General features: G+C 61.9%; 16 protein-coding genes. 5 read left to right on the plus strand and 11 right to left on the minus strand.

Features of this window, described 5'->3' with window-relative positions; all coding sequences use genetic code 11:
* Positions 1–96: 96 nt before the first annotated feature.
* Together GGI60_RS16715 and GGI60_RS16720 are read left to right on the plus strand one after the other, a co-directional pair.
* Positions 97–729 (plus strand): TetR/AcrR family transcriptional regulator, encoded by a 633-nt coding sequence (locus GGI60_RS16715; RefSeq protein ID WP_183934728.1) that lies wholly within the window; start codon positions 97–99, stop codon positions 727–729.
* Positions 730–902: 173 nt separating this feature from the next.
* Positions 903–1940 carry a LacI family DNA-binding transcriptional regulator gene (locus tag GGI60_RS16720; RefSeq protein WP_183934729.1) on the plus strand — a complete coding sequence of 346 codons (1038 nt, stop codon included), beginning with the start codon at positions 903–905 and terminating at the stop codon, positions 1938–1940.
* A 141-nt stretch (positions 1941–2081) separates the two neighbouring features.
* Here the strand turns inward: GGI60_RS16720 and GGI60_RS16725 are convergent, their stop codons facing one another.
* The gene (locus tag GGI60_RS16725; RefSeq protein ID WP_183934837.1) at positions 2082–3113 is read right to left on the minus strand and encodes an AraC family transcriptional regulator; all 1032 of its coding nucleotides are present in this window, start codon (positions 3111–3113) and stop codon (positions 2082–2084) included.
* Positions 3114–3283: 170 nt separating this feature from the next.
* Here GGI60_RS16725 and GGI60_RS16730 point away from each other — a divergent pair, with 170 nt between their 5' ends.
* Positions 3284–4435, plus strand: a complete 1152-nt coding sequence (locus tag GGI60_RS16730; RefSeq protein ID WP_183934730.1) for an ROK family transcriptional regulator — start codon at positions 3284–3286, stop codon at positions 4433–4435.
* Positions 4436–4578: 143 nt separating this feature from the next.
* Here the strand turns inward: GGI60_RS16730 and GGI60_RS16735 are convergent, their stop codons facing one another.
* The 6 genes from GGI60_RS16735 to GGI60_RS16760 are packed head-to-tail and all read right to left on the minus strand — an operon-like array spanning position 4579 to position 12719.
* The gene (locus GGI60_RS16735; protein WP_409527269.1) at positions 4579–5625 is read right to left on the minus strand and encodes a carbohydrate ABC transporter permease; all 1047 of its coding nucleotides are present in this window, start codon (positions 5623–5625) and stop codon (positions 4579–4581) included.
* A 13-nt stretch (positions 5626–5638) separates the two neighbouring features.
* Complete coding sequence (locus GGI60_RS16740; RefSeq protein WP_183934732.1) at positions 5639–6625, minus strand: carbohydrate ABC transporter permease; 987 nt, start codon at positions 6623–6625, stop codon at positions 5639–5641.
* Positions 6626–6627: 2 nt separating this feature from the next.
* On the minus strand, positions 6628–7734 hold the full coding sequence (locus GGI60_RS16745) for an ABC transporter ATP-binding protein (protein ID WP_183934733.1): 1107 nt from the start codon (positions 7732–7734) through the stop codon (positions 6628–6630).
* Entirely contained in the window at positions 7722–9086 is a 1365-nt protein-coding gene (locus GGI60_RS16750; RefSeq protein WP_183934734.1) for a glycoside hydrolase family 28 protein, read from the minus strand. Before GGI60_RS16750 ends, GGI60_RS16745 begins: the two co-directional genes overlap by 13 nt.
* Positions 9083–10177, minus strand: coding sequence for a glycoside hydrolase family 105 protein (locus tag GGI60_RS16755; RefSeq protein WP_183934735.1), 1095 nt, complete (start codon positions 10175–10177; stop codon positions 9083–9085). The genes GGI60_RS16750 and GGI60_RS16755 overlap by 4 nt, the downstream gene beginning before the upstream one ends.
* Positions 10178–10196: 19 nt before the next feature.
* Positions 10197–12719 carry a hypothetical protein gene (locus GGI60_RS16760; protein WP_183934736.1) on the minus strand — a complete coding sequence of 841 codons (2523 nt, stop codon included), beginning with the start codon at positions 12717–12719 and terminating at the stop codon, positions 10197–10199.
* Between the two features lie 192 nt (positions 12720–12911).
* Between GGI60_RS16760 and GGI60_RS16765 the strand changes: the two genes are divergently transcribed.
* Together GGI60_RS16765 and GGI60_RS16770 are read left to right on the plus strand one after the other, a co-directional pair.
* Positions 12912–14198 (plus strand): ABC transporter substrate-binding protein, encoded by a 1287-nt coding sequence (locus GGI60_RS16765; protein ID WP_183934737.1) that lies wholly within the window; start codon positions 12912–12914, stop codon positions 14196–14198.
* A gap of 263 nt (positions 14199–14461) precedes the next feature.
* Positions 14462–15724 (plus strand): DUF3422 domain-containing protein, encoded by a 1263-nt coding sequence (locus tag GGI60_RS16770; protein WP_183934738.1) that lies wholly within the window; start codon positions 14462–14464, stop codon positions 15722–15724.
* Positions 15725–15793: 69 nt separating this feature from the next.
* Here the strand turns inward: GGI60_RS16770 and GGI60_RS16775 are convergent, their stop codons facing one another.
* The 4 genes from GGI60_RS16775 to GGI60_RS16790 all read right to left on the minus strand — a co-directional run bounded on the left by GGI60_RS16775 (position 15794) and on the right by GGI60_RS16790 (position 20866).
* Positions 15794–17941, minus strand: coding sequence for a methyl-accepting chemotaxis protein (locus tag GGI60_RS16775; RefSeq protein ID WP_183934739.1), 2148 nt, complete (start codon positions 17939–17941; stop codon positions 15794–15796).
* 16 nt (positions 17942–17957) lie between these two features.
* Positions 17958–18887 carry a substrate-binding domain-containing protein gene (locus GGI60_RS16780; RefSeq protein WP_183934740.1) on the minus strand — a complete coding sequence of 310 codons (930 nt, stop codon included), beginning with the start codon at positions 18885–18887 and terminating at the stop codon, positions 17958–17960.
* Between the two features lie 178 nt (positions 18888–19065).
* Positions 19066–19950 carry a carbohydrate ABC transporter permease gene (locus GGI60_RS16785; protein ID WP_183934741.1) on the minus strand — a complete coding sequence of 295 codons (885 nt, stop codon included), beginning with the start codon at positions 19948–19950 and terminating at the stop codon, positions 19066–19068.
* Positions 19940–20866, minus strand: coding sequence for a carbohydrate ABC transporter permease (locus GGI60_RS16790; protein ID WP_183934742.1), 927 nt, complete (start codon positions 20864–20866; stop codon positions 19940–19942). The genes GGI60_RS16785 and GGI60_RS16790 overlap by 11 nt, the downstream gene beginning before the upstream one ends.
* Positions 20867–20888 lie beyond the last annotated feature (22 nt).

The following is a 20888-nucleotide window of genomic DNA, read 5'->3' on the forward strand; positions in this document are numbered from 1 at the left end:
GACCTCTTGCTCTCAACGGCAGCTTCTATATAATTGACTAACGCATTAGTCAATGAAACTTTGCGCCGCGGGCGCACGCAACAAGGGACGCAGGAAATGGCAACCCAGAAGAAGCTCACGCGGGCGGAACAGAAGGCCCTGCGGCCCGCCCAGATCCTGGACGCGGCCTTCGAGGAATTTGTCAGAAGCGGCTTCGCCGGCACGCGCGTGGAAGACATCGCCGACAGGGTCGGCGTCACCAAGGGCACGGTCTATGTCTATTTCGAGACGAAGGAAAAGCTCTTCGAAGCCATGATCAACCACTTCTCCGTGCCGTTTCATGAACTGCTCGCGATCGCCGATCGCCTCAGCGGCAGCGCCACCGACAGGCTGATTTCCATTCTCGGCCTGTTCTACGAACAAATTCCCGAGGACCGCGCAACGCGTGAGTTGACGCGGCTGGTCATCTCGGAGGGGCAGCGTTTCCCCGACCTGATCGATCGCCACCACGATCAATTCATTGCGCCGATCATCGCCAAGATCGACGCCCTGATCCTGGAGGGCGTGGAGTCGGGTGAATTTCGCCCAATTCCGGTGGAATTCTCCGACATCGTGGTCGCGCCCATTCTGACGACCACGGTTCTGCGACTGATATTCGACGACCGCCGCGTGCCCACTCCCAACAAGGAGGCCTTCCTGCGCACCTATTTCGACCTTCTGTTCAACGGTCTGCTCGCCAAGCCTCACTAATCGGCAATGGCTGCGCCCGCATTCATCGTTCGATTGCGGCAGCGCTGCAGCCGGTTTTCGCCGAAAGCGGAAAAATAGGCTGCGAGGCACGTAGCTTTTCTGAAGTCGTTATGTGAAAACATTGAGTTAGCTCGTGCCTTCAAAGGCGCCACCTGAACTCGTGACGGAATAAAGTGGAACGCAAAGTCAATCTCAAGGATGTCGCGCGCGACGCGGATGTATCGCTGAGCACGGCCTCGCACGCGTTGAATGGAACCGCACCGCTGACGATCGAAGTGCGCGAAAGGGTTCTGGATTCGGCCAAACGCCTGGGTTACCTCGACCGCCGGAGGAAGAAGGCGACGATTGCCGCCTTGCGCGTCTTGCTTCTCGCCATTCCGGGCGATGCTGCTCCGGAGAGCGACCTCAACCTAGTGAGCTGGACAATCCTCAACGGCCTTAGAAAGGAGTGCGAGCGCCGCGGCATTCGAATCGTGCCCTTCGTCAGCACCGGCCGGCGCATCGACGGCGCTGAGGTCCGGCAGATCGCGCTTGCGGAGCACGCCGACGGCATCGTGGTCCTGAACGACGATCAGCCGGAACTCATCCGCAGTCTCGCATCGGCCGATATGCCCGTCGTCATCGTCAACGGCGAGGATCCGACCATGCTGGTCGATACGGTGACACCCGAAAACCGCTTCGGCGCCCGGCTCGGCATCGAGCACCTGTTGGCGCTAGGACATCGCCGCATCCTGCACCTGACCTGGAAGGGGCGCACGACCATCCAGCGCCGATATGACGGCTTCTCCGATGCCTATTTCGCCGCTCAGCTTCCGGTGCCCGAGGAGATGCTCGTCGAGGCCGAGGGATATGAGCCCCGGCACGGCGAGGCTGCCATCAACGCGCTGCTCGATCGCGATCCGACGATGAAAGGCGCTACCGCCGTCTTCTGCGCCGCCGACAACCTGGCGCTCGGCTGCCTGAAGGCACTGGCTGACCGCGATATCCGCGTGCCGGAAGCAATCTCCGTCCTCGGCTTCGACGACATCGTTCCCGGTGAATTCAGCCGCCCGCCGCTTTCCACGATCCGCGTGCCCACCGACAAGCTCGGCGCTGCGGCGCTCGCGCTTATCGAACAGAGGCTGATCGCCAACGACCCGCAACGGCCGGCTCATCGCCTGGAGCTCGGATGCCATCTCGTCCTGCGCGGCAGCGTCGCACCGCCGCGCTAATGTATGTCGCCCGGAAGTGTGCAGCGGTTCCGGGATAACCAATGCATCAAAGCAGGCGAAAGCGAAGTCGCATGAATAATATTTGACGCGACGCGCTTTAAGCCCCGGAAGGGCCTGGATCTCAAAATCCCAAAATTCCAATCAGCGCAAGCGCTCCGCCCGTAGCCGCGTATCCCGCGGGCTCTCACCAAAGGTGCTGCGGTAGACAATGGAGAACCTGCCCGCATGGGAAAAACCCCATATCGCGCAGATTTCCCGGACGGATTGCTGGTTCGTCGGATCCCGCAACTGCTCGCGGGCGGCCTGCAGCCGGATCGTGCGGAGGTAACCGGCCGGCGAGGTCCCCCGAAAGGCTTTGAAGCCCGTCTGCAGCGCGCGCAGGGAAACACCGACATCATCGGCAACCATCGTCATGGTCAGAGGTTCCGCAATATTGGCATGCATGTAGTCGATGGCCCGTCGGACATGCCAAGGTGCAATCAATGCCACTTTCCTTTTTTCCAGATGGTCGGAAAGACGGTGCCGGCCGAATCGGATCACAAGATGAGCGAGAGTTTCGCTCATCGCCGCAGCGGCAAGGGGTGAAGACGGCAACGGACCGCCGTCCCGCATGCCCTGCACAACCGTCCGGGCCAGATTGCCGATGAGTTGCCCGGGCTGGGTCGAGAGATCCAGGACGGGCTCGAGGTCGAGGGATTCGGAGAGCGGCGTCTCAACCAGCGAAGCGAGCGCTCGCTTTACGACCTTCCAGTCCAGGAACAGGACATCCGAGCGATGCGGCCCACCCTGGATCACGCGATCACCGGCCTCATGGTTGTTGGCCATGAGAAGGTGGCCGGCCCCGCTTTCGACCGTTCTCTTGCCAACTGACAAGCGAAAGGAACCTGTATACGGCATGTAAAACGCAAGATGTTGCGGGCTTTCGTCAAGCGTTCGGATTGTCCAGGAACTCTGATATACGGAATGAAACATCGTGAATGCTTCAGTCCTTCTCAAATCCGCCGCCCAGGCAAAACAACGGTCGTTACTCAGCGGCTGCCCGTCAAAAACCCCATAGCCTGCCGAAAAGGCCTGAACCATCGATTCGAAGTTCGCGCCTTCATGCGTCGGCGCAAAACCGTAACTCTCATGCTCGGGAGCGCGGGCCGTATTCTCAGGTCTCAATGATCTCATGCAACTCGATTCTTTTTCCTTGCCACATGACACGTCATCTCGACTGGTATGACCAATCTCGATGAGGTAAGCAGGACCGGCGAAACCACGGATGACTTCCTTGCCCCGCAGAAGCAAAGCGTCCCCTTCACCTGCTTCACACTAACAGTGTAAATCAATATGATCGGAAAATGAAGTACGTTCCTCTGGACCATGTCGCCCCCCATTTTCTGCAAGATACACAACCGCTGCGGGTGGCTTCTCGCAATGAACGGGACGTCTTGCGGTTGATCTGGAAATCACCCGGCATTGAGCGCTCCGACCTGACCGAGCCGCTCGACCTGACCCAGCAATCCCTGCACAGGATCGTCGGACGCCTTCACGAGCGAGGAATGCTCGTCTTTTCTCAGTCGGAGAACCGGCGGGCCGGACCGCCGAGTCCGGAGCTGACGCTCCGAAAGGATTGGTGTCTTACGCTCGGCATCTCCGTCAACGTCGGCTCCATCGGCCTTTGCCTCATGGGGTTCGGCGAGCCGTTGGAGAATATGGAAATTCCGCAGACCGGCTCCTCGCTATCCGTGGAGATGGACCGAATCGAAGCGGCGGTCGAAGAGATTCTTGCCCGTCGCGGCGCCGGGCGACGCGACGTTCTCGGCGTCGGCCTGGCGGTCGCCGGCCACCGCATGCTGGAGACGGCATTCAACTGTCCGCTGCCGCTCGCCCATTGGTCGCTGATCGATCTGGCGCCCGTGCTTGGAGAGCGCCTTCGTCTGCCGGTCTGGGCTGACAATGTCGCCAGGACTGCTGCTTTGGCGGAAGCAATCTTCGGCGTCGGCCGCGATGTCGCAGATTTCGCCTATATCGCCCACCTTCATGGCTATGGCGGCGGCCTGGTTTGCGGAGGCATGCCATTTCGCGGCAGCTTCGGAAACGCCGGGGAATTCTCCGTTCTCTTCGGGCGTCAGGATTACGACGATCGACCCGCTCTCAACCGACTGCTCGAACATCTTCGCACCAAGGGGCGGCTGGGCCTGACCCTGAAGGACCTGAAGAACGAAAACCTAGTGGATTGGGACGGCGTCGAGGAATGGGTCGACCGTGTCACACCGGCCCACAATCGGGCCATCAATGCGATCTGCGCGATTTTCGATCCGGCCTTGATCGTGCTCGGCGGCGAGCTTCCGCATTCACTTGCAAGAATGCTGATCGAACGGACCGAATTCAATAATCTGCCTCGGCACGGCGCATTGCGCGACGTTCCGCGGCTTGCCGTGGCGCAGATCATCGATGCCCCCGGTGCGATCGGCGCGGCCTTGATCCCGCTCTTCGAAACCGTTTTGTGACTTTCCGGCCACTAGAGAGTGCTGGTTGCGGGCATTGGCTCAAACGTGATCGAAGCGGCTCTGGCGATCAAGCCTGAACCGCTCCTGTTCAAATCGGGAGGTCTCCGCATCTCCACCCCGATTGGGCCTGCTCCGGGACTCGCTCACTTCATTCCGGTGCCGGCAATGCCCGTGGTGATGTATTTCTGCAGGAACAGGAAGACGACGGTGACGGGCAGCAGACTGAGGAAGGTCATGGCCAGGATATAGTGCCACTGGACCGAGAACTCGCCCTGGAAGGCGTTGAGGCCCACCTGCAGGGTGAAATTCTCGCGGCTGTTGAGGACGATCAGCGGCCAGAGGAAGTCGTTCCAGCGCCAGAGCACGGAGAAGATTGCGAGAACCGCGAGAGCCGGCGCCGTCAGCGGCAGGATGATGCGCCAGAAGATGCAGAATTCGCTCGCCGCATCGACGCGCGCCGCCTCGATCAACTCGTCCGGTATTGTCAGCATATATTGCCGCAGCAGGAAGACGGCGGTCGGAGAGGCGATCGTCGGCAAGATGACGCCCCAGAGATTGTCGGCAAGCCCTACCCCCACAATGACGAGATAGGCAGGGACCATGACCACAGCGAGCGGGATCATCAGCGTCGAGATGATGATGACGAAAACCGTCGTGTCGCCGCGAAATTTATATTTCGACAGCGCAAAGGCGGCCATGGCGTTGACGATCAGCGTCAGCAGAGTCGCAACGACTGTGACGAACACCGAATTCTTGAGGAAGGTCAGGAAGTTGAAACGTGTCAGCGGATCGGTGTAGTTTTCGGTCGCAACGGTCATGTGCTGCACCGGGGTGATCCCCTTCACGTCGACGCTGACCGGCTGTCCCGGATTTGCGGGATCGACCATCTGGGCCTTGAGGCCGATGCGCCGGACCATCGCCATTTCACGCTGTTGGCCGTCGATTGTGACCTGCCAGATGCTGAGCGGCTTGTCGAAGCCGGTCACGGTCTGCTCCACGGCGGTGCGCGGCAGCAGCGTCGGCGGAAAGCGGGTGATTTCGGCCGCCGGCTTCAGCGAGGAGAGGCCGGCCCAGAGCACGGGGACGAGCACGGCGAGCGTGCCGCCGATCAGCCAGACCCATGACAGAATATCTGTTATGTCGATGCGTCCGGCCCGGCGCGTGCGCGCCATGAAGCGGATCGGATTCAAAGATCTGTTCATCTCAGGACTCCATTCGCTTGCCGAGGCGCAGCTGTATGAGGGTAAGAACCAGAAGCACCAGCCCCATGAGAACCGAGGCGGCCGAGGCAAGGCCGAAAAGGCGAAGATCGCTGCTGAAGGCCATCTGGTAGATATATTGGACGATGAAGCTGTTGGCCGTGCCCGGACCGCCGCCATTCGTCAAAACCCAAGCTTCGTCGAAGATCTGAACGGACTTGATCATTAGAAGGATGAATACGACAAGCAGGTTCGGCGCAAGCAGCGGCAGCGTGATCCTGAACAGGGTGCGGCGCGGCGAAGCGGCGTCGATGGAGGCTGCCTCGTAGAGTTCCTTCGGGATCGCCTGCAGGCCGGCAAGCAGGATGAGCGTGTAAAAGCCCATGTGGAACCAGACCGAAACCACGACGACGAAGAAGCGCGACCAACCGACATCGAGCAGGAAGATTTCAGGGGGAACGCCGAGCATTTGGAAGAAGGCGTTCAGCAGGCCGTTGCGATCGAGGAACCATTTCCAGATCAGACCGATGACGACGGGCGACAGCAGAACGGGGTAGAAGAACATCGCCCGGAAGAAACCGCGCGCAAAGATCGCCCGGTTGAGGATCAGCGCCGTGATCAACGCGACCAGCAAAGTGGCGGTGACGTTCAATGCGACGAACCAGAGCGTGTTCCACACCGCCGTCCAGAATAGCGATTCCTGGCAGGTTCCCGGCTGCAAGTAATTGCCGCAGGAAAGCAGGGCGCGGAAATTGTCGAAGCCGACGAAGGGCCGCTCCGAGACGAAGAGATTGGTGCCGCCGGTGAAGGCGTAACCGACCGCGATCGCGATCGGAAGGAATGTGAAGATGGCGAAGAGAACGAGGTTCGGCGCCAAAAACAGCCAGGGCATGCGCTTGCGGCCGAAGAGGCGCTCGAACGCATTCATCGGCGCCTCGACCACCTTCATCGCCGTGTCGCCCGCCTGGGAGAGCAATGCAGTAGCAGCCATGGTCAGCGCCTCCCCTGCCCTGAGCGGCGGGCAAAGGCTAAGCCCCTTTCGGGATCGAACAGATGGACGCGGGCCGGATCGGCATCGATCATGATCCGGTCGCCTTGCACGGGCGCGAAATGACCGGCTTCATGGATGATGATCTGCTCCTCCTGCCCGGCAAGATTGCCGTAGACATAGGTCTCGGTGCCGAGTCCTTCGTGATACTGGACGATAAACGGCAGGCCGTTTTCGCTTGAACGGGAGAAATGCGCGGGCCTTATGCCGGCGAGAACCTGCTGGCCCACCGAAATGCCGTTGGGCTCGACATCGCTGACGATCCGGCCGCCGTTGGCGACATCGATGGCGATGCCGCCTTCGGTGATGGCGGCGACCTTGCCCTTGATGATGTTCATGCGCGGCGAACCGAGGAAGCCGGCGACGAAGAGGTTGCGCGGATTGTCGAACAGCTCCAGCGGCGCCCCGACCTGCTCGACCCGTCCGGCGCGCAGCACGACGATCTTGTCGGCCATGGTCATGGCCTCGACCTGGTCGTGGGTGACATAGATCATCGTCGTCTTGATCTCGCGATGGAGCTTGGTGATCTCGGCGCGGGTCTGGACGCGCAGCGCCGCATCGAGGTTGGAAAGCGGCTCATCGAAGAGGAAGATATCGGGTTCGCGCACGATCGCCCGACCGATCGCCACACGCTGGCGCTGGCCGCCCGAAAGTTGCTTCGGACGCCGGTCGAGATAGGGTTCGATCGCCAGCATCCTGGCGGCTTCGGCGATGCGCGCCTCGATCTCGGCGCGCTTGAACTTCAGATTCTCCAGCCCGAAAGCGAGGTTCTTGCGCACGCTCATATGCGGATAGAGCGCATAGGACTGGAAGACCATGGCGATCTTGCGCTCGGCCGGCGAGAGCGCGCTGACGTCACGCCCGCCGATCGCGATCTTGCCTGCCGTGACCTCTTCGAGGCCGGCGATGACGCGAAGCAGGGTCGACTTGCCGCAACCGGACGGGCCGACGAAGACGACGAACTCGCCGTCCTTGATATCGAGTTCGACGTCATGCAGGACTTTGACCGTGCCATACGCCTTGTTGACGGTGGAAAGTTTCAGTTCTGCCATGCCCCACTCCCATCAGGTGCCGCCGTTTCCATGACGACGTCGTTTTCGTTCCAGCCTTGCGGCAACGGTGTCGGCCTATTGATCCACACCTCGTTCATCGTGATGCCGGCGACGTCGGCCACATAGGCGGCCGGCATTCCGCCGGGATAGTCCTGCAGGCCGATCACGCGGCCGTCTGCACCGCGGGTCCAGGCGTTGGCGCGTCCGCCGCCATCGGCCCCCGGCGCGAGATCGGCATTGGTCGGACGCAGGTCGTAGGTCCGCCCGGTGCCGAGCTGCCCGGGCTGCTGATCGATGGCGATCCGGGCGAGCGACACGTTGCGGATGCCCGCCGGAGCGGCCGAGATGATGCTGACCGCCCCTTCCATGCGGCCGGTCACGTCTTCGACGATGAGATTTTCGACGGCGCCCGCAGGCCGCTCGGCGATACGATCGACGACGTTGACGGTCAGCGCCTCGCCCGAGCCCCAGAAACCATCCGGCGTTTCCCGGCACTCTACGGCAATCCGGGAAAACCTGACATTTGATATCCGGCCGCCGTCGCGGGAGAAGATGCCGAGCGCCCTGTTGGAAGAGGAAATGCTGCAATCCTCGAACACGACGTTGCTGATATCTCCATGCGTTTCCGTGCCGATCTTCAGCGCGCAGCTGAGGCTCTGAACAGCGCAGCGGCGCACAAGAATGTTCTCGCATCGCCCGATGGCCATACCGTCAGGCCCGATGCTCGTCTTCAGGCATATGCCGTCGTCGGCCGTCGATATCCTGCAATCTTCGACGACGGCGCCGCGGCAGGCGTCGAGCACGATGCCATCGGTATTGGGAAGGCGGCGGTCGTTTTCGATCGTGACGTTGCGGACCGAAAGATCGGTGCAGCCGACGCAATGCAGCGTCCACATCGGCGAGCGGCTAATGGTGATGGAACTGATCTCGACCTCGTCGCAGTCTTCGAAAACGACGACGCGGGGACGGAATTCGGCAGGGATGAAGGTGCCGACGCTCTCGTCATCGCCGATGATAAAGCTCTCGCAGCCGGCTTCGATGCGCCCTTCTCCGGTCAGGCCGATCCGTCGCACGCCCTTGGCGACGATCATGCCGCGATCGGATTTTTCGGCAATCACCGAAACCGTCGTATGCGCATAGGCCGCATAGTCGGGAATGGGACGCAGGATGGCGCCAGCGGCAAGGTGCAGATCGACTCCGGAGCGCAGGCGAAGCCCCCGGCAGAGGTGGATGCCCGCCAGGATCTCCAGGCGCCCCCCGCCGGAAGCTGAAAGACTGTCGATCGCCGCCTGCAGGCGATCTGTGTTGTCGCCGTCGAATGGCTCGATCGCGACGCGGGAGGAGGCACTCATTGGCGTCGTCCGCTCCCGATCAGCACTTCAGTCAAGAGCAGCATGGTCAGCGCCTGGCCGTAGGGCGTCGGCAGGTTCGGGATGCGCCGGTAGAAATCGAGGTCATGGCCCATCGGCGTGCCGTCCGAAACGCCGTGGACGACGCCCTCCTCGTCGATCTGCGCCAGCACGGCTTTCAGCGCGCGCTCCGCATGGACCTTGTCGCTCTCGTCGAGAATGCCGGCGTCGATGGCGCGCAAAATGCCGTAGGCAATGCCCGCCGTGGCCGAGGTTTCCAGCGGCGAAGAGGGATCGTCGAGCAGCGTCGTGAACATGCCGTCCGGCCGCTGATATGCTTTCAGGGAGCGCACCTGGCTGACGAGGACGTTCGATAGGAACCGCCGGTCCTTCTCGCCGAGCGTCGGCACGAGATCGAAGAGTTCGGGAATGGCGACGGTGATCCAGGCATTGCCGCGGGCCCAGAAGGCATTGGCGAAATTGTGCCGGCCGTTGAAGGTCCAGCCGTGATACCAGAGCCCGCTCACCGGGTCGGAAAGATAGCGGGTGTGGATGACGAACTGGTAGACGGCCTCGTCGATCCAGTCGTTGCGCTTGCAGAGCACGCCGGCCCGCGCAAGGAACAGGCAGGCCATGAACAGCGTGTCGTCCCACAATTCGCCGTCGTTGAGGCGTTCCTTGACGACGTGCTGGAAGCCGCCTTCCTCGGTCTTCGGCAATTCCTTGACGAGCCATTCGGCCCAATCCTCGACGAGGGCGCGGAAATCCGGGCGGTCGACATGCTCGACGAGGATCGCGAGCGGCAGCATCGGCGCGGTGCTGTTGATCTGGCGCGGCGGCAGGCCGCGCTCGATCTGCGCGCTGTACCAGGCAACGAGCTCCTGCAGCGCCTTCTGGTCATTGGCGGAAATCGCGCGCCTGAGGAATCCGTAAAGGCCGACGCCGACTTCCCAGTCCCATTCGTCGAACTGGATACCGGAGGCGGCACTATCGGTCACGAGACCTTCCTTGATGCCCCTAAGCCGGCTGAAAGCCGTCGCCACACGATCGATCGTCGTCAGGAGAGCGGCGTTGTCGACAGATGCTATGTTCATGCTGAAATCCTATGTTTTTCTAGGAGTAAAACGGCCCGTCAGCGGCGTCGCCGGAGGCCGCGCTGTCGTGGGTGAGGATTGGGTGCGGCTGGTCATGCGTGAACGGCCGGGGCTCGCCGGCGATCGAAAGACCGTCGGCATAAGAGAGGGAGATCGCCGGACGGCCCGGCGGCGTCAGGGAGAGACGCCGAAGCACGGGATCGAAAGACACCGCCGTCTGGCACAGGCGCTCGAGGAAGACTTTGAAGGCATCGCCGTTGCCGCATCCAACGATGGCCGCCCAGCCGCAGAGCGGTCCGTAAGAACGCGCCTCGCGGCCGGCCGTCGGGCCGTCGGTAACCAGCTCCAGGCCGTTCGATGCCCAGAGGGCGGCAAATCCTCTGCCCGACCGGGCAATCAGCCACTTGTCTTCGACGATCAGATCATCCAGGCCGTCGCGGCCGATATAGGCATGCGTCCATGCATGCCGTGCGTCACCCGTGTCCTCGATCAGCAGGGCGACATCGCGATGCTGGGCGACGCGCGGCAGGATGCCGTTGCCGGCCCAGTAGGACGGCCTTTGATTGCCCCACGGGTCGTCTTCGCCTGGATGGTTGACCCACAGCCGCGCCATCGGATGGCCGGCGAGTCGGATATCCAAAACGTGCTGCTGATGCCCCTTCCGGCCGGTCTTGTGATCGACCACGGTGGAAAGCTGCGCGGCCTCGTTCTTGAAGAGCACAAGCTTTCCGCTCTCCAGCCCCTGGCTGTAACGCGCCTCGATGCTTCTTCCTCGCGACAGCGAAGCCAGCTCGGCGAGATCGGCCGGCGGCTCATAGCCGCCGGCGGAGAACATGGTCAGCGCCGCAACGCCGTTGTTCAGCCAGCCGGTGCCGAAGGCGACCTGGGCAAAGGGCGCAAGCTCGGTCAGCGGGCCGGCGCGAAGCTCCTTGTCGTAGGCGCGACCCTGTGAGCCGGCGGGAACGCCAGCGAGCGTATGGAGCGCGATCATGCGAAAGATGAGGTCGATCTGGCCGCGGGCTCGATCGGCGATTCCGCTCTCAGCCCAGCGCTCCAGCGCCAGGAGGCCGATGAAATCAATCGGGTAATAGGCGGCCGAATTCCACTCCGCCAGCCCATGGGCCTCAACGCTGTCGAACCAGCGCCCGAGCCGCTGAACGGCGAGTTCCGCCTGCTGCCGTCCGGTGCGGCCCGAGGCCGAGAACACCTCGTCGGGCAGGAGAAGTCCGGCAAGCAGCTGACTCGTATGGAAGCAGAGCACATGGTTCTCGCTCCAGAACCACATCGCGTCATTGCCCGGCTCGTCGACCCAGTAGCGGTAGGAGAGGACGGAATGGCGGATGCGGTCGACCGTTGACTCCGGCATCCGATCGCCATAGGCGCCGAGCAGCCACAGGAGGGGCACCATGATGAAATCGGAGCAATCCTCGCGCGCATCGATGGAGGCGAGCGTCGCATCGATGATGCGGTCGAAGCTTTCCTGGTCGAGATGGCCGGTTTCCATCATCGCGATGAGGCGCCCGGCGCGATTGGCGCCGAAGCGGGCGCTGTATTCCAGCGCCTGGCGCTTGCGCGCGGAAAGCGACGCCTCGGCAGGCAATGGCGAGATGCCGCTCATGAAGGCGGCATCGATGACACGAGTGACCGAGCCGGGCCCAGAGCCGATGGTCACGTGGATGCCGTGATAACCATCGGCAATGCCGCAGACATCCCCAGCGATCAACCGGTCCCGCTGAGCGTGAAGCATCAGTTTCGATTGGGCGAGAACCGGCCTCTCGTGGCCGTGGCCGACCACCTTGATCTCCACCGGCAGGTCGCGTTCTGGTGCGGCATCGAAGATGATCTCCAGCGGCTGGTTGACGAAGACGTCGCGGGCCGGGCGCACGCCGCGCACGAGGGCTTCCAGTTCGCGCACCCCATCCTGATCAAGTGCGACCGGCAGCAGAACTGAGAGCGGCTCCTTGTCCAGCATTTCGAGCTCGACGAACCAGGTCGTGTCGCGCTCGGCGAGGTCTTCGGTATGGACGAGAATCTCGTTATCGCCGGCGTCGAGCGGCAGCGCGATCTCTTTTGCGCTCTCGGTGTTGCGCTTGAACGGCTCGAAACGCACCGACTCCTGCCCATTGACCCATATACGAACGCCACCGCAGGTCTTGAGCGCCAGATTAAGGGTGCGCGGGGCGTCCGTCCTGAACGTGCCCTTCAGCCATCGGCTGACATGTGTCGGCACATGCCAGAAGCTGGTGAATTCGACACGGCGGTTCGAGCCGGGAAGATAGAGGCTTTCGGGCGGCCAGGAAGTGTCGGGGGCGAGCTCGCGACCGACCATGGTGGACCAAAAGGCCTTGCGGCACGGCAGGTCGCCGACATCGACGAAACCGTTGATGAAACGATAGTTCACGCGATCTTCGGCCGGGGCCGGCTGGCCGGGAAAATAGCCCTCGATGAGGGCGGAAACGGCCCATGCCGTGATCGTTTGCCCCTCGGCCACGCTGTAGGCTGGCGCCATGTTGTCCGGCTGCATGATGCTTTCCGATTTCACAGATCGCCTCCTCCGCAATCATATGAAAATATTTTCATTGCGTGAATTTGCGCGCGTTATTTCTGAATATTGCTCAAAAACATCGCTATTCGCCTAGAAAATAGCTTGACGGCACGAATGTCAAGTATATGAAATTCGCTTATCGATGGCTGACGCCGCGATTGATGAAAATATTTTCATGGGAGGATGAAAATGAAAACCTATCTCTCAGGGGCTTTGGCACTGGCGCTGGCCACCTTTTCTTTCGCCTGGTCCAGCGTGGCCATGGCCGAATCCCAGACGATCACCTTTCTCTTTACCGACGACGACCAGGCTTATGTCGAGCGCATGGAAGCGCTGAGCAAGGAATTCGAGACCGCTCATCCCGACATTAAGGTGAATTTCGTCTCGTCGGGCTATGATGCCGTCGCCAAGCAGCTGCCGGTGCAGCTTGCCATCGGCGAAGGGCCCGACGTCGCCAAGATCACCGACTGGCAGCTGGCGCCCTATTACCTCGACATGCGCCCGCTGATGAAGGACCCGGACGGCTTCGCCAAGCTGCACGGCGACAGCCTGAACACGCTTCGCTTCCCCGGCGTCAACGATCCGAACTCGATCAACGGCTATGTCGCCTCGCAGACCTTCAATCTGCCCTTCGTCAACAAGACGCTCTTCGAACAGGCAAACGAACCGCTTCCGAAGCCGAACGCCACGCTGAAGGAGATCGTCGAAGCCTCCGCGCGCGTCGCCAAGGCGACCGGCGCACAGATCCCCTTCACGATGGACCGCTCGGGCCACCGCTTCTCCGGCGCGGCCTTCTCCTACGGTTCGAACTACGTCAAGGACGGCAAGTTCTCGTTCCCGGACGATGCCGCCAAGCGCTACATCACCGACCTCTACAACTGGACGAAGGACGGTTCCTTCCCGAAGGAAATGTGGGGCGCGGCCGGCGGAACCCAGTACAAGAACATGGGTGACGAGTTCGTCAACGGCAACGTCGTGACCTATCTCGCCGGCAACTGGATGGTCAATCCGTTCCAGAAGAAGATCGGCAACGCCTTCGACTGGACGGCGATCAGCGCGCCCTGCGGCGATGCCGGTTGCTATGCGATGCCGGGCGGCACCGCGATCGTCGGCTTCAAGCGTACCAAGCATCCTGAGGCTGTCGCCGCTTTTATCGAGTTCCTCGGCTCTGAAAAGATCCAGCGTGAAATCGCCGAAAACTACGTCATCCTAACCGGCGCCGACATCAAGGATCCGCAGTACAAGCTCGAGAGCCAGAATGCCAAGGACGCCATGGCCGTCTTCCTTTCGGCCCGCAACAGCGCGCCGAAGGCAGCCCGCGACCTCGAACGCCTCAAGGGCTCGTCCGCCATCTATCAGCTCATCGTCCAGCGGATGAGCCAGCTGATCGTAGGCGAACTTTCCCTTGAAGACACCTTCAAGGCGATGAGCGCCGACGTCGACAAGGTCAACGTGGCGCTCGCCGCCAACAAGTAACCGGCCGCGCCTGTCTCCCACAGATTGCGCGCTGCATCAGCCACGGCCTCGCAACGGGCCGTGGCTGATCGTTTTTGGGTGCCTCTGACGATCAGCACCCGCCGCGTCAGATTCGCGCGGATAGAAGGGATGGTTTTTGCCGTCGTGACACGGACTTCGCAAGCGGCTATAGGCGTGTCGGCCTGCGCGGCGCGCCGGCGTCAGGCTCAACTTACTGAAGTCGGCAAACCGGCGGCAGTTCACCCCAATGAGGTGCATTTTCCATGCCACTCGGCTCCGAGCATCCGCTGCGAAGGGAACTTCACAACGAGCTCCATGCGCGCCCGTCGCTTTATTTCGATGGCGATACCGATGTCTGGCACGTCGCAATCGTCGTCGAGAACGGCCCTCCTTCGCTGCCCGGTTCCCTGCCGGGATTGGAAGATGTGACCACGACCGGCGAGGGCAACCACGGCATCGGCCGCGTTGGCGACGGCCGGCTGAAATGGGAAGCCCATACCGAGTTTCTGACCCTCACCTTCGTCGTGCCGGCATCGGCCGAACCCGGCAGCAACCCACCGGAAGCCTTTCGAGCCTGCTGCAGCCAGATCGGCGGCAAGATCATCGCCGCCGTGCGAGTGCTGGTGCGTGACGAAAAGGACGGGCGCATCCTAGAAAAACCCAAGCTCGACTATGTCGCCTCGCGGGTCGGCGGCGGCGACGCCGAGGTGCATTCGAACTTTCGACTGACCGATAGCGGCTTCCTCGAGTTCCTGTTCTTCAACCGCAACCTCAACGCCTATCGCACCGGCCGCATGGTTCGGCGTTTCCTCGAAATCGAGACATATCGGATGATGGCGCTGCTGGCGTTGCCGATGGCGCGCGAGACTGTGTCGAAGCTTTCCGCCTTCGACCAGCGCCTCGATCTCCTGATCGTGCATATGCAGAGCGCCGTCAAAGTCGACAAGGCGCTGCTGTCGGAGGTGACGAGGCTCTCCTCCGATGTGCTCAACTTCTCGGCACTTGCCCGCCACCGCTTCGGAGCAACGAAAGCCTATGCCGAGATCGTAGCGAGCAGACTGTCGGAGCTTCGAGAAGAGCGGGTCGAGCAACGGCAAAGGCTCGGCACCTTCATCGACCGGCGCTTCCAACCGGCTGTCCGCTCGGTCTATGCGGCGGAACGGCGCCTCGATGAACTGGCCGAACGCGTCAGCCTGGCCGGAGACCTGCTCAGAACCACTGTGCAGGTTCAGCTCGAAGATCAGAACGCCTCACTACTGACTTCGATGGAAGAGCGGGCGCGCATCCAGGTTCATATCCAGCAGGCGGTCGAAGGCTTTTCGGTCATTGCCATCACCTATTACACCGTCGGCCTGGCGAAGATCTGTCTCGAGAGCGTCTCCGCCTTGGGTGTCGATCCGCACGTAACGAAGCTCGCCGTTCTCGGAGCCATCCCGCTCGTGCTCTTCGCCGTCTGGACCGCGGTTCGCCATGTCCGCAAAAGCATCACAGGCACGCCACATGCTCCGACATCCGGGAGCCAATGACGCGACGTCAGCCGCTCGCTCACCGACGCCCTTTCGGGCGCCGGTATTTGCTTACCCTGTCTCAGAACGTCAGGACGCCATTGCGTAATGGAGGTGGTTGTCCGATGCCCGGCCGCTGCTCGTCCTGAACCTGCGCAGCAGTTCGGCGAGGCTTTCGGTCTCGTGCGTCAGGCTCTGGGCGGCGGCCGTGGTCTCCTCGACCATTGCGGCGTTCTGCTGGGTCACCTTGTCCATCTGGTCGCCGGCGGCCGAGACCTCGCGCAGGCTGGTGGCCTGCTCGCGGGCGGCAACGGCGATCTCGGCCACGGTCGCGTTCATGGCCGTGACCTGCTCGACGATCTGCTTGAGCGAGAGGCCGGATTCGCCGACGAGTTCAACGCCGGTCTTGACCTGCGCCGAGGAGGTGGAGATCAGCTCCTTGATCTCCCGTGCCGCATTGGCGGAGCGCTGGGCGAGCTCGCGCACTTCCTGGGCGACGACGGCAAAGCCCTTGCCGGCTTCGCCGGCGCGCGCCGCCTCGACGCCGGCATTCAGCGCCAGCAGGTTGGTCTGGAAGGCGATTTCGTCGATGACGCTGATGATGTTGCCGATCTTCGACGACGAGTTCTGGATTTCCGTCATCGCCGCGATGGCGCGGGCGACGATCTCGCCGCCCTTTTCCGCGTTGGTGCGGGCCGTTGCCACGACAGCCTGAGCGCGGCTGGCGCCCTCGGCCGTGCCGTTGACGCCTCGCGTCACGTCGCCCAGCGCCGCGACGGTCTCTTCCAGCGACGCCGCCTGCTGCTCGGTGCGGCGAGCAAGATCGTTGGAGGCGGTTGATATCTCCGCCAGACCGGAGCGGATTGTCGCCACCGCGCGGATGACGGAAGCGACCGCCTCTTCGAGGCTTGCCACCGAATTGTTGAAGTGATCGCGGATCCTCACATAGCGGGCGTCCACCTCGCCGACGCGGACGGAGAGATCGCCCTTCGACAGCGCGTCGAGGCCGACGGAAATCTGCCGGAAGGCATGCTCCATCACCTGCGCATCGCTGAGCCGCTCGGCTTCCTGGCGCAGCCGCTCCTCTTCGGCAGCGAGGCGGGCGCGTTCGGCATTCGCTTCGGCGATCAGCTTGGCGCGTCCGGTCTCCTGGAAAACCTTCACCGAACGCGCCATGGCGCCGAGTTCGTGGCGATGCTCGACCCCAGTGATCACGATCGCGTCGTCGCCACGGGCGAGCCGCTCCATGGACTGCGCCATCCCGCGCACCGCCGAGGAAATCAAACGGCCGACAAAATAGGAGAGAATAAGCCCGATGACGATCAGCAAGCCGCTGATGACCAGCGTCGCGCTCGTCGCGGAGGCAACGGTTGCTTCTACTGAACCGTCCAGCTTCTTCTGCGCGCCGGTCACTGTCTCCTGCAAATCCTTGAATTCGCCTGATATTTTCGGAGCGAGTACGCCAAGCTGCATCTGGCGGATATTGCCGGAAGCCTGCAGCACCTCCTTCATGTCGCCGAGACGGGCGGTGTAATTCTGCATGAGCTGGCCGGCGCCCATCAAGCGCTTCCTCTGCAGCTCGTCTTTCGCGGCCTTGGCGGCGGCATCGTTGAGTGCCACCGCTTCGGCGAGCGCTGCCTGAGCCGTTTCGTAAGCGGCAAAATCCTCGGAATGCACGAAGCGTTCGGAGAAATAGAGGCTGCGATTCAATGCTTCCAGCGTCGCTGCCGTCATATGCAGCAACGCGACATCGTTCTGGCGCCAGGCGCTGCGCATGACATCGTTGAGCGCGATGCTGGTCCAGGGCCCGAATTCGGTGACCTTGGAGATCAACAGGTCGCGCCGGGCCTGAAGGGAGACGATCTGTTCGAAGGCCCTGCCATAGGCAGCGATATCCTGGCGGATGACCGCAAGACCGGATTGCAGGTCCTTGTTGCCAGTAAAACGCGGGTCCTCCACCTCGAAGGCCTTCACGCCGGCGCGGAAGCTGTCGACGACGGCCTGCGTCGGCGTGGTGCGGAAGGCTTCGGCCGACATCTGGATCTCGTGCAGCTGCTCGCTGTAATCCGAGATGGCGAGGCTCTGGCCGGCCGTGGCGCGGTAGGAGGCGAAGATCGACGCGAGCCCGTTCATGCCGGAGATCGCGCTGACGGTCAGGATGCTCATCAACAGGATCAGCGGCACGAAGCCTGCGGTGATCTGCGCGCGAATGCCGAATTTATTCCAGAAATGCAACATTATAGGCCTCTTATGCTCACTGGCTCTTCGGCAGGTATTGGGCAATGTTCTCAGGGGTGACGAGTTCGAAAGGAACGTCGTTCTCGCGCGGGACCTTCTCCCTGTTGACGAGCTTCACGGCAGCCTCGACGGCGGCGGCCCCCTGCCCGACAGCGCTTTGAAGAATGGTCACATCGAGATCGCCAGCGACCATGGCGGCGAGTGCATCGTCGGTCGCGTCGACGCCGGCGACAACGACGTCCTTCATCGGCATGCCGGCCTTCTTCATGGCGCGGATTGCGCCCAGCGCCATCTCATCGTTGTTGGCAATGACGGCATCGAACTTGACGCCGGCCGAAAGCCATTCCTGCATCTGCTCATCGGCGTAGTCACGCGACCAATAAGCCGCCTGCCGCTCGATGATCTCGAGGCCCTTGCATTCCGGTGTGGCGATTACGTCTGAAATGTCCTGGGTGCGGGCGCGGGCTGCGGCGTGGAAGGGTTCGCCCATCAGCACGACGACACGACCCTTGCCCTTGAGAAGCGTGCAGACCTGCTTGGTTTCCAGCGTCCCGGATTCCTTCTCGTTGGAAGCGACCACCACCTGGTTTTCAGGGAGATCGAGAAGGTTGGATGGCACGTTGTTGATATAGACCAGCGGAATGCCGGCATCCGCCGCCATCTTGGTCATCTGCGGCCCGAGATCGCCGTCTGATACCGCCAGGATGATCGCATCGACTTTGTCGGCAATGAGCTTCTGAACCTGCTTCTTCTGCAGTTCATTGTCGCCCTTGGCGTTTTCGGTGACGAGTTTGAGGCCTGAGACCGTCTTCCCATGCGAGACGACTCCGTTGAGCAACGCCGTCCTGAATTTGTCGAGATCGGACATCGAAACGCCGATCGTCTGCGCATTCGCAACAGTGACCGACATCGCCAAGGCGATGGATGCAAGCGTGGCCGTTTTCATGAATTCCCCTGCGCATTCGAATGGAACTGCGTTATTTCAAATCATGGTTAAATTTTACTTTGCGTGCGGAAGAGAGAGGTAACGCGGGGGATATAAATCTTGCAGCGGCACGTGGCCGGATTTGAAAAGGCCAATCCGGATTTGATGCAAACAGCATCAAGTCTTTGTTTTTTAGGTATTACCGCCCGCCGAAGCCAGAGCCGACGGTGATGCCCCTGTAGATCACCCGCTGCAGCACGATCGCGAGAATGATGCCCGGCACCATCGATATTGTCGCGCCGGCCATGATGTAGTTCCAGGAGGTGCCCTGCTGGGTCTGGAACAGAGTGAGCCCGAGCGGCAGCGTGGCTTTGTCGAGGCCGCTGCTGGCAATCAGCGGCCAGAGGAAGCTCTTCCACTGGGCGATGAAGGTGAAGAGCGAGAGCAGGCCGATTGCCGGCATGGCAAGCGGCACGATGACGGTGACCAGGATACGCAGGCGCGAAGCCCCGTCCATCATCGCCGCCTCGTCGAGATCCTTGGGAATGCCGAGGATGAACTGCCGCAGCAGGAAGGTGCCGAAAGACGAGAAGGCGACCGGCAGGATCATGCCATGATAGGTGTTGATCCAGCCGAGCTTGCTGACGACCAGGAAGAGCGGAATGACCAGCATCACCTGCGGGATCATCAGCGTGCTGAGATAGGTGAGCAGCAGCCCCTCGCGGCCGGGAAACCTGAGCCGGGCAAACGCATAGGCCGAAAGGCAGGAGACGACGAGTACGATCGCGGTCACACCGCAGGCGACGATGAAGGAATTCATCAGGAAGGTACCGAAGGGCAGCGAAACCAGCGCCTCGACGAAATTACCCCACTGATATTCCTCAGGCAGGATGCGTACCGGCACGGCCAGCACTTCGGTATTGGAGCGCACCGCGTTCGACACCATCCAGAAAAACGGAAAGAGGAAGAGCAGCGCGACCAGCGAAAGGCCGGCATAGCTGATCAAGGTGCCGATCGGCCGCAGGATGCGCGGCCGGTTCCGGGACTGGGAGTGCGGATACCGTGAGGGCGCGTCAGTCGTCATAATGCACCCATTTGCGCTGCATGTGGAATTGCAGGATGGTGAGGCCCATGATCATGACGAACATCACCCAGGCGAGCGCCGAGGCATAGCCCATCTGGAAATTGGTGAAGCCCTTCTGATAGATGGCGAAGCCGAGTGTCGCGGTCGCCGAGCCGGGACCGCCGCGCGTCATCGCAAAGATCTCGTCGAAGACCTGCAGCGAGGTGATGGCCGTCATCACAGTGGCGAAAAAGATTGTCGGTGAGATGAGTGGCAGGCGGATGCGCCAGAAGCGCCGCCAGGGACCCGCGCCGTCGATCATCGCCGCCTCGAGATAGTGCTTCGGCACCAGGTCGAGCGCGGCGTTGAACATCACGACGTTGTAGCCGACATTGGCCCAGAGCGTGACGAGCACGACCGCCTGCATCGCCCAGCTTGAACTCAGCAGGAAATTCGGCAGGCCGAGGCCGAGCCACCGGATGACGCTGTCGGCCAGGCCGTCCGGCGTGAAGATCAGCAGCCACACCACGGAGGCTGCGATCGTAGGCGTGAAGGTCGGCAGGAAGAAGATCACCCGGAAGATCGCCTTGCCGCGCTTGAGGCTCGATATCCACACCGCCAGCGTCAGCGAGACGATGATGTTCAGAGCCAGATATTCGACCGCGAAGAACAGCGTATTGCCGAGGATGGTGTAGAAGGCTGGATCGACGGTGAAGAGCTTGATATAATTCTGAAAGCCGACGAAGGACGGCGTCGTCAGCAGCTGCCAGTTCGTGAAGGACAGCGCCAGCGACGCCAGGATCGGCAGGGCCATGAAGATCATGAAACCGAGGAAGCTCGGCAGCAGGAACAGCATGGCCGTCTGCGTTTCCGGCTTCAGGAAGCGCCGAGGCTGACCGGGCTGCAGGCTGATTTCGGCAACGGCGCTTTCCGACATCTCTTGCTCCATGGGCGGCAAA

It is taken from the genome of Rhizobium lentis, assembly GCF_014200175.1.
In the GTDB taxonomy this organism is placed as follows: domain Bacteria; phylum Pseudomonadota; class Alphaproteobacteria; order Rhizobiales; family Rhizobiaceae; genus Rhizobium; species Rhizobium mulingense.